Below are 9,144 nucleotides of genomic sequence, written 5' to 3'. Positions count from 1 at the left end.
ATACTTTCTCTCTTCCTCTGACAAAAAATTTTTGTAAGGCATCAATTACACCTAAATTTTATCTTTTCTAACCCAAATTATATACCTAATCAATGCGTCTTAGCTTACCATTAACAGAGCGATGGCGTTTTTAATTTGACGATGGGGCAAAGCGTTGATATGAGGATTATCGGTTTCCCCTTCCCAACCGCAGTTCCAGCTATCATTATCGTTACTGCCATCGTTGTTATTTTCGCCGTTGGCATCGTTATGTTTACCGTTGTAGGAAACTGTATCCATGAGGGTAAAACCATCATGGGCGGTGATGAAGTTAATGGAAGTAGCCGGCGCCCTCCCCGCCTCAGCATAGAGATCGGGTGATCCCTGTAACCGTTGTGCCATATCCCCTACGGTAGTATCACCTTTGATGAATTTCCGAATAGTATCTCTGTATTTACCGTTCCATTCTCCCCAGCGCCCGTAAGCCGGAAATGAACCCACTTGGTACAAACCACCGGCATCCCAAATTTACCCGTAGCGGCGTAACCAGCTTTAGGGGCAAAAAATCCGACGGTACTATAACCCCAATAATTATAAAGAGTTTCTCCGGTAGTGGGATTAGGGCGACTATTTTCAAACTCGTCAAATTCATAAACGGGCATTAACTCGATGGCATTAACCCCTAATTCCTTGAGGTAGGGAATTTTATCTTTAATCCCTGCGAATGTACCTCGATGGCTTTCCTTTAACCCTGAAGATTGATGTTTAGTAAAACTACCATGGAATATACGTTACCGATGCGAAATTCATCAGGAAAAGGGATTTCTCCAAAAGGTTCAGGGGCGTGTTTCTCGAATAATACTAATGTACACGAAGTGGCATGGGTAGAAAAAATGGAGAAATTCACACCACCGGGGACAAAGGTGGCGCCGAAGGGCGCTGGATTTCCCCGTCTTAGTTTAAATTCTCCGTGAGTATGAGTTGGATGTATGTCTATTCTTTGCATGATAATTTATGGTGGAGGGCGCTGGGGAATCGGCAATGGGTTATATTACTTTCCTCACCGTGTAATCAATTACACGGCTAACAAACAACGTTCAATAAATTGAACTCGGATGAGCTTATCTTTACAAGTAATTACAGCAATTTCCAGATCAATGAATCACAAAAATTTCTTCTAACTGTAGGGTGGGCAATGCCCACCATTTCAAAGCGCGGTTTGCTAAATTCAAAAGGGCTGTAAATAAACTTGATATTGTCCATGAAATAAGGTTCTTACAAAAGTTTTTGAGCTTCTTCCAAAGAATCAGCAGTGGTGAAAAAATCCAAAAAGCCTGTTACCGACATAGTATCCTTAATATCTTCCGATAAACCCACCAAAATTAACTTAGCACTGTTATTAGTGGCTTGACGGTGCATAGATAATAGTGTACGGAGACCGGCGCTGGACATATATTCTACGGCTGTCATCTCAAGGATTACTTGAGCGTTTTCCGTTGCCAAAGGGACAATTTTTTCTGTGACGTCTGATGCCACCGAAGAATCAATATCTCCCTCGATGGCGACAATTTGTAAATTATCTTGGGTGGTGATTTTGATTTCCATAATTTTTGAATGACTATTTAATTGATAATGTGACTAAAATCAAGTTTCAATAACTATCCTAGTTAACTACTGCTGAAATTCTCCATTGTGATAATCACCAAGAAAAGTTTGCAATTTTGCAGATAATTTTTCTGTCAAATTTTCCATAGTATCAGAATCACTGAGAAAAAATTGAGGGTGCTTTACAATATGACGAAAACCCTTTAGACAAAAATCGAGGTGTAGATTATTAACCCACGACTGTTTTATTTTTTTTAAAGGGTAAAGTCGAGTGTTTGAACGAGTTTTAAGGTAAGATATTTGGTCAAAGTAAAGGGGTTGATACTCAATATCAATGGACGAACACCAGTCCTCCCATTTGCTCCGGTTAATTGCTCCATGAGTAATAATTGGAATCCAAGGAACTCGAAAAGCATCTGCTAAAATAGCTCCGTGCATGGCTTCTGCTATAAGAATTTCAGTCTGAGCAATTTTTGTTAAACACTCTTCTACTGATTTAGTTGAATCGATAAATTCAATTCCTGCTTGTTGGCAAATTTCCTGCCATGGAACTCCTTTACTAATAAAACTATGATGAGGCATAAAAGAAAAAGTATATTTTTTGGACAAGGAAAAATCAAACACTTTCCTCGTTAAAATGGCACTATCACAAATGGAATAATCAAGAGATAAACCTAGTTTTCTTGCGGTCAAAGGACCTCGAACACAATAAACCTTGTGAGTATCATCTAATACTAAGTTCCCATTTTTGCCTCCATAACCAGCGCCCGACCCAAAAATTACTCTAATTTTTGCATCAGGAGTTTTACTTCTTAAAGAACTGTTAAGGACAGTTCCAATGCCGATAAATGCAGTGGTTGGATCATTATCCAAAATATTTGGTATTAATTTATGCCATAGCCAAGGATTGAGATCATCGCCAAAGTTAATTTCATTACCATTTTTCCAGTAGTAAAGTTTCATAAATTAAATTTTAGTGTTGAGTTGATTAAAGTAATGGTAGGGTGATACACACCCCACCTATTTCCTTTATGCTACAGGTACAATAGTTACTTTTACTTTGACTCGATGATCAGATTTAGGTAACTTAACGGTTAAAGCCTCAGCATCAAAATTGCTATAAGGAAAAATTCGTTAAATAATTTAATGGTTTTTTCCGTATCCTCCATAATATGGGGATCGCCCGTACAACGGTAGGTTTGAATAGGTCCAGCGAGGGCGTAAATTTGTTCGTAAGCTGGAATTGCGTCATAATCATCGCCAAATTCGGAGGCAAAAATCTTTTCTTCTCTGTCGCCGTTAACGTCAATACCGTGATACCAATAAACGATACCTTCGTCGAGGTCTTCAAATTTCATGTGTTCGCGCAGGTATTCTGTACCTCTATCATTAACTTCTGTGGTTACTTTCACATGATATTCAATAACATCATTTTCGGGGTTAGAACCGAATTTTAAGGAGTCATTTCCCCATAAATGAGAGATATATTTTACCTCATAACCATTTTCAGGAAAAAACTCATTAAAACGCTTATATTCTGTAGCGTCAAAATGTTCTTCAATAATTACACCAATTTTTCCTTTGGACATTTTTATTTTACCTGATAATTTTTGTGTGCATGATGACGAGTTGAATTGTTTTTATAATAACTCGATATGTTTTTTTGTCACCCATTTAATAATTTTTATGAATTACCAAATTTAGCTAAATAATTAACTGTGTAAATAATTACATAGCTAATTATTTATCGTCCAATTTATTAAACTAAAGACTGATATTTGTATTAATTTTTAAGTGTTAAAAACTCTCAATCCTCAGAGAGAGGAGAAAAATTAAGCAAAAACGAAATCGGTATCAGCGACAGTAGTATTCAATAAAGTGGCAATTTCTTCACCAAAAGCAGAGATAATCACATTAGTGCCATTTTGTTGATAGTTAAAATCATCACTACCTAAACTGAGTGTGGTATTGAGGAAACCAATCACATCTTCACCAGAAACAAAGTCGCTAATAATATTGGGATTACTAGGAATAGCGCCCTCATCCGTACATAACCAAAACTGATCAGCTCCCTCCCCTCCACTAATACGATTACCACCGCATGTCCTCCATGTTCCCCATGTTCTCCATGTCCTCCATGTTCCTCTTCGCTATCTCCATCATGACCTCCATGGCCTCCATGTCCAGCAATGAAGGTATGAATTTTTAGTTGTTCATGACCTTCTGGAACTTCACCCAACGCTAATGTAGTAATATTACCGCTACTGGTTTGGACAGGGGCGCCGTTAGGAGTTTCAGGAGTTTGTAAGGCATAACCAGAAGTGACTTTGATCTCACCTGTATAGTTTGGCCCATAAGGTTGAACATCTTGATGGAAAACCGCAGTTTCGTGAGCTACACCAGTAGCACTTAAACTGTTGATGGCACCAGAGCGCACGAGTCCTTCTAATGTCTTACCATCAAAGGCTTCTAGTAATCCTCGACCACCAGCGCCCCGCGCCAAGACAATATCATAAAAATTATCCCCATTAATATCACCCACTGCGACATTAATGTTCCCCGTAAAGTCTTCATGATGAAAGGCATTAGTAGTAGTCATTAACTGGTAATCAGCACCGTTATAAATTTCGATTCAAGATAATTTACATCGGCAATGGCAACTTCAATGCCACCATCGAAACCCGTGCCGTAAGGAGTGAGGTTGAGACGTTGATCCGTATCACTAGCTTGAAATAACTGTATTGTATCCCCTGTAGGATTGTCCACACCTAACCAAGTATCATCGGTATTGAGAATAACCTTAACTACCGCCATCATAAGGTTCCGGAATTTCACCAGTGGGCATGGGTTCACCCGTCACGTCAACTGTCGCTAAAACTTGAGAACCCCAAATTAAATGACCATCTTGAAAACCTCTATCAGCGGTCAAAAGTGGCGCATCATCAGGATTGATGGGATCACCAAACGCATCCCCAAAGACACCAATTAAGTTGCCTTCGTTGTCGTATTCAAACACCGCAGAAAAGTCGCTTTCTCCCTCAAATAAGTCATTATCAAAAGAAGTAAGGGCGCTGCCAATACCAAGAGAAGATACAAATAAATTGCCATTTTCCCCTGTGATTACTTCAAAAGGTCCTTGCAGGGGAAATAATTCGGGATCAATGGGGTTATCCGTACTAGGTCCTTCAACAATTATTTCTTGAAAATTACCATCTTGATCGTAAGCTAAAACCTTATTTCCATAGACTGAGCTGACATAAATTGTGCCATCAGCGCCCTCCACCAGTCCTGCCAAGCCTCGCAAACTGCCTTCTGGTTCATTTTTGTTAAAAACTTCTAAATAGTTGCCTTCTGAGTCAAATTTGAGAATATTAACACCGCTCACGGTTTGAGTTTCCGGGTCAAAAGAACCGAAAGAGGAAACTAAAAGATTATTATTATCATCAAATAATAGACCCACTGGACCAATGAGGGGAATATCAGGATCGTTACCATCAATAAATACCCCTTGATAATCACCATTAAGGGAATATTTGAGGATTTGATTACTACCTAATGAGGAGACATATAGTAACGTTTCCCCATTCATTTCGTGAAAAATCAGGTTATAAGGGCGATATAAGGGGCTGTCATCTGGGTTAGCATCTCCAAACACTCCTAAAAATTTTAATGTAGGTTGGGTTGAGGCACGAAACCTAACAAAAAACAACCTAAAAAATTTAATGTAGGTTGGGTTGAGGCACGAAACCCAACAAAAAACAACCAAACGAGGAGAAAAAGTTTTTTACCCTCACCCCAACCCCTCTCCTGTGGGAGAGGGGAGAAGAAGAATTAAGCAAAGACGAAATCGGTATCAGTAACAGTAGTATTTAAGAGAGTGGCAATTTCTTGACCAAACGCAGAGATAATCACATCGCTACCATCTTGCTCATAACTAAAATCACTACTACCTAAACTGAGGGTAGTATTTAAAAAACCGATCACATCCAGCCCTGACACAAAGTCACTGATAATATTTGGGTTGTCGGGAATAGCGCCCTCATCCGTATATAACCAAAACTCATCAGCGCCCTCCCCTCCAGTAATGGGATTACCACCGCCACTGGTACTGATAAATAATTTATCGTCACCGTCACCAAGGATGATGCGGTTATTTGTTCCAGCAAAAAGGGTATCGTCACCGCTACCGGTATCAATACGACTTCCTTGCCCTTGTTGAGATACATCTACAGAGTCTAAACCGCTACCAGTAAAGAGGATTTGAGCGTTACCTGTAAAAGCATTAGTGGGAAAAGCGCTATCAATGTCATCATTACCAGCGCTACCACCCACCACCACTTCACCACGAGAAACGTTACTGGCGATGGAAAACTGAATCAATTCGGCAGTTTCAGCAGTTCCCGTAATGGTAAACATTTGCCCTGCATCCACATAGAGATAATCCCCTTCTTGGGCTTCTTGCATGGTGCCACCGAGATCAAAAACTACCTCACCGCTTAATACTCTGAATACTTGTTGATCACGGGTGATTTGTTCATAGGATTCGTTAGCGCCAATTTCAAATAAATTAGTAGCCACTGGATTGGGATTATTGGGCCCACTGGTTTGTCCAAATCTCATTAAGGAAAAAGGTGTTTCAAAAGAGGTATTTTCAAACGGGTTGGAGGGCTCTGGATCAAATATACCAGCAGGGGCGCCCACCGTCTCAAAACCTTCTGCAATACCTGAAGGGGTTAATAGGGCGATGATGCGCGCTGGAATTTTGCCTGTATTTGACCAAGTATGAATTTTACCCGTACCCCTCTCCCAGAGCAGGGTGTTTTCAAAGTCAGGATCAAAATTGATTTGTTTTTGACAAGAAGACAGGTTGACAGGGAGACAGGAGGATTTTTTACTATTAATTGATTTATTAGTAGTTAAAAACCTCTGAATTTCAGATTATTGGCTAGTTTGAGAAACTAACATTTTTGAGAATGAAAACGCCCTGCTCCCAGGGGAGAGGGGAGAAGAATAATTAAGCAAAGAAAAAAATAGGCAATTAATTCTCAATCACCCTTAAAGGGATGACTACAAACTACAGAACTACCCCAGTTTTGGAAGCATCGGGATAAACGCGCCATTCGTAGATTTTTTCACCGTTAAAGCGGTAAATATCGGTACAAGGTACTTGCACAAAAGTTTTATTTTTCTTATTAACGTAATTAGCGTCCATTTCGAGGATGATTACGTCATCAATTGCCCAAAAACCTCTTTGATTATGGGTGGTTAATTTGAGGGTTTGATAGATATGTTGTAATAATCCAGCGATGGCTTCAGGTCCAATGACGGGATCATTTGCACCAATTTTATAAAGCACATCTTCCGTGAAGAAGGTTTTAAATAATTCCCAATCTTCCCCATGGAGGGCAGCATACATTTTAGTTAACTGAGCGCTAATATCGGCGGAGGGCGCTGGTTTAGCTGGTTCTACCGCAGGAGTGGCAAATACAGGGGTAATATCCATATAAATGCGCAATTCCTGCACTTTATCCCCTTTGAAAACGATGGTATCACAGCAAGGCAAACGGAAAACTTTACCGTCATGACGAATATAAGTCACTTCCATTTCACAGATTACCGTGTCGCCCTGTTCCCACATTTTGGTAATGTGATGATATACTTTCGCTACGGTATTAAGGAAACCTTGAGAGGAATCGATAATGCCTTGAGGTTCATAAGCCACAGGAAAATTACTAAACTGATAATGAGCGTCTTCGGTGTAGAATTTCACGAAGTTATTGACATTCATAGATTCCCCAGCGAGGAACATTTGGCGCACGATTTGGCAGAGTCTGCCCTCGGTGTTGGTAGCGGTTAAAGTTGCTTGTGTCATAGTGTCACCTTGATTTTGTTGTTCAATGATGTTTTTAAGATTTAAAGTTGCCTTCTCGATGTATTCGGCATTAGCAGCGTGGAGGAAAAATTGAGCTTCGGGTAATTCCAGCGCCCCCCCACTAACGGTGTCAGTTGGAATACATTAACCAACATAGGGTTTAACTGTTTACCCGCATCGTTAGGTTGCACGACCTGATTAATAAATCGAGGTTGAAACATGGGATAGTTGAGGATGTCATAGGTAATCATGCGATTAGCCTCGTCAATGGTGATCCTTTCTCTGACTAACATTTGCGAGGTTTTCACTTCCCTCAACATTCCATCGGGATAAGTTTCGAGGGTGTGGGTATATTCCACGGGCGCTGGCATATAATTGCCCGGATTCTCGATTTTATCTAGTAAAATTTGCCAAACTAATTCCGAACTAGCATTGACAGGAATGGAATAATGTGCTTTTAATTCTTCATTAGCAAGGCTAAAACCCCGACCATTTAAACCCCAATAGTGGTTATCATTGGCAAGATTATATTCTTTTTGCGCCCGTAAGAAATTAGCTTTTGCCGTGCGTCTGACTTGGTTAAATTCCAACTGTTCACCATTAGGACCTTTACAGTAAAATAAAGCCCAACCGTCAAAATCTCCGGGAAACTCAGTCTTAGCATAAAGATGAGGCGCCCTTGCCCTTGCTTGTTCTGAATCGAGTTCGATGGTACGATTAGCAATTACATTGGTCATGCCACGGCGATGACATTCATCCTCTAACATTTTGGCAAATTCATCTAAATCCACATCATCTTTCACAAAGAAAGAGATATGGGACCCATTCACATAACCAATGCCCGTGGGTACTGATTCAAATGTATTAGGGGCGTGTTCGTCTTGGTTAGCACCACGGAAGTGGATTAACTCGATACAGGTATTACCAAAGGAAATAAAGCGCACGTCAAGGGCATCTTTACTACCGTCTCGAATGTGTGGCACACCTAACTGACGGGGATCGATACCTTTTTCTTTAGCTTCTAAATCTTCTTTTTGGAAGATGAGGTTATGTAAATCTGAACCAACGAAACCGTTACCACCGATGGCGACTTTACCGCCTAACACATCGAGATAAAATTCTAAAGCTAGATCAAGATTATTAACGGTAATGCCGAAATGTTGTACACCCTGTAAATGTTGCGCCACCGTGTGCTTAGGTGCTTCAGCTATCACTGTTAGGGGTACTTTACCATTAGTAGCTACTTTGCCGTTACCATTACCACTAGCAAGAGCTTTTTGGCTTTGTTAATTGCCTTTGAGCATTAAATCAGTAATATCTGGTTTAAGTTGATTGGTAGCGCCGATGGTGGCAATCAATTCCGATACTTTAGAACTTCTTTCCCCTGCTAAGGTCATTTTACCTTCATATACAAAAGTATAAGCAGTACGTTCAGGAAATGGTCTGATTAACTGGATATATTGCCCGGCTTGAGCTACAGCCTGTTGATATTCCATCGAAGCAAAAAACTGTTCTTTAGCCAGTTGATTAGTGAAAGCGATATGAACTACGCATTTCCGCTACGCTGAGAAATGCGTTTCTGACGCTTCTTCGCCCCAAGTTGCCTCATGCTTCCGCACTCAGTAGAGCTTGGCGACTCTGCGTCTAAAGAGGCACGTTCCATACCCCTGATATAGTTTTCTATGACC

The 9,144-nt window shown here is 40.3% G+C and carries 10 protein-coding genes and 3 pseudogenes; all 13 read right to left on the bottom strand.

Annotated features, from left to right (window positions below):
* Positions 1-102 precede the first annotated feature (102 nt).
* The 13 genes and pseudogenes from IGQ45_10550 to IGQ45_10490 all read right to left on the bottom strand — a co-directional run bounded on the left by IGQ45_10550 (position 103) and on the right by IGQ45_10490 (position 8,952).
* Positions 103-985, bottom strand: a pseudogene (locus tag IGQ45_10550) (hypothetical protein).
* 269 nt (positions 986-1,254) lie between these two features.
* Positions 1,255-1,584, bottom strand: a complete 330-nt coding sequence (locus tag IGQ45_10545; protein ID MBF2057632.1) for an anti-sigma factor antagonist — start codon at positions 1,582-1,584, stop codon at positions 1,255-1,257.
* A 66-nt stretch (positions 1,585-1,650) separates the two neighbouring features.
* Complete coding sequence (locus IGQ45_10540) at positions 1,651-2,547, bottom strand: polysaccharide pyruvyl transferase family protein (GenBank protein ID MBF2057631.1); 897 nt, start codon at positions 2,545-2,547, stop codon at positions 1,651-1,653.
* A 158-nt stretch (positions 2,548-2,705) separates the two neighbouring features.
* Positions 2,706-2,972 (bottom strand): annotated as a pseudogene (locus IGQ45_10535) (N-acyl-D-glucosamine 2-epimerase).
* Positions 2,970-3,173, bottom strand: a pseudogene (locus tag IGQ45_10530) (thiamine biosynthesis protein ThiJ). Before IGQ45_10530 ends, IGQ45_10535 begins: the two co-directional pseudogenes overlap by 3 nt.
* Positions 3,174-3,416: 243 nt before the next feature.
* Positions 3,417-3,569, bottom strand: a complete 153-nt coding sequence (locus tag IGQ45_10525; GenBank protein MBF2057630.1) for a hypothetical protein — start codon at positions 3,567-3,569, stop codon at positions 3,417-3,419.
* Positions 3,566-4,183 carry a hypothetical protein gene (locus IGQ45_10520; protein MBF2057629.1) on the bottom strand — a complete coding sequence of 206 codons (618 nt, stop codon included), beginning with the start codon at positions 4,181-4,183 and terminating at the stop codon, positions 3,566-3,568. Before IGQ45_10520 ends, IGQ45_10525 begins: the two co-directional genes overlap by 4 nt.
* A complete protein-coding gene (locus IGQ45_10515) occupies positions 4,183-4,401 on the bottom strand; it encodes a hypothetical protein (protein ID MBF2057628.1) in 219 nt (72 codons plus the stop codon). Before IGQ45_10515 ends, IGQ45_10520 begins: the two co-directional genes overlap by 1 nt.
* Positions 4,385-5,173 carry a hypothetical protein gene (locus tag IGQ45_10510; GenBank protein MBF2057627.1) on the bottom strand — a complete coding sequence of 263 codons (789 nt, stop codon included), beginning with the start codon at positions 5,171-5,173 and terminating at the stop codon, positions 4,385-4,387. The genes IGQ45_10515 and IGQ45_10510 overlap by 17 nt, the downstream gene beginning before the upstream one ends.
* 242 nt (positions 5,174-5,415) lie before the next feature.
* Entirely contained in the window at positions 5,416-6,204 is a 789-nt protein-coding gene (locus tag IGQ45_10505; protein ID MBF2057626.1) for a hypothetical protein, read from the bottom strand.
* A 454-nt stretch (positions 6,205-6,658) separates the two neighbouring features.
* Entirely contained in the window at positions 6,659-7,597 is a 939-nt protein-coding gene (locus IGQ45_10500) for a nuclear transport factor 2 family protein (GenBank protein MBF2057625.1), read from the bottom strand.
* Positions 7,498-8,670 (bottom strand): VOC family protein, encoded by a 1,173-nt coding sequence (locus IGQ45_10495; GenBank protein ID MBF2057624.1) that lies wholly within the window; start codon positions 8,668-8,670, stop codon positions 7,498-7,500. Before IGQ45_10495 ends, IGQ45_10500 begins: the two co-directional genes overlap by 100 nt.
* A gap of 72 nt (positions 8,671-8,742) precedes the next feature.
* Complete coding sequence (locus tag IGQ45_10490; GenBank protein ID MBF2057623.1) at positions 8,743-8,952, bottom strand: hypothetical protein; 210 nt, start codon at positions 8,950-8,952, stop codon at positions 8,743-8,745.
* Between the last annotated feature and the right edge of the window lie 192 nt (positions 8,953-9,144).

Source organism: Cyanobacterium sp. T60_A2020_053, from assembly GCA_015272165.1.
Lineage (GTDB): Bacteria > Cyanobacteriota > Cyanobacteriia > Cyanobacteriales > Cyanobacteriaceae > Cyanobacterium.
The sequence above is the reverse complement of the archived record's forward strand: the minus strand, read 5'-3'. Positions and strand labels throughout refer to the sequence as shown.

Bases quoted from the DNA above. Each gene is read 5' to 3' on its own strand.
- IGQ45_10545 (MBF2057632.1), bottom strand. From the start codon at position 1,584: ATGGAAATCAAAATCACCACCCAAGATAATTTACAAATTGTCGCCATC.
- IGQ45_10540 (MBF2057631.1), bottom strand. From the start codon at position 2,547: ATGAAACTTTACTACTGGAAAAATGGTAATGAAATTAACTTTGGCGAT.
- IGQ45_10520 (MBF2057629.1), bottom strand. From the start codon at position 4,183: ATGACTACTACTAATGCCTTTCATCATGAAGACTTTACGGGGAACATT.
- IGQ45_10515 (MBF2057628.1), bottom strand. From the start codon at position 4,401: ATGATGGCGGTAGTTAAGGTTATTCTCAATACCGATGATACTTGGTTA.
- IGQ45_10510 (MBF2057627.1), bottom strand. From the start codon at position 5,173: ATGAATGGGGAAACGTTACTATATGTCTCCTCATTAGGTAGTAATCAA.
- IGQ45_10505 (MBF2057626.1), bottom strand. From the start codon at position 6,204: ATGAGATTTGGACAAACCAGTGGGCCCAATAATCCCAATCCAGTGGCT.
- IGQ45_10490 (MBF2057623.1), bottom strand. From the start codon at position 8,952: ATGGAATATCAACAGGCTGTAGCTCAAGCCGGGCAATATATCCAGTTA.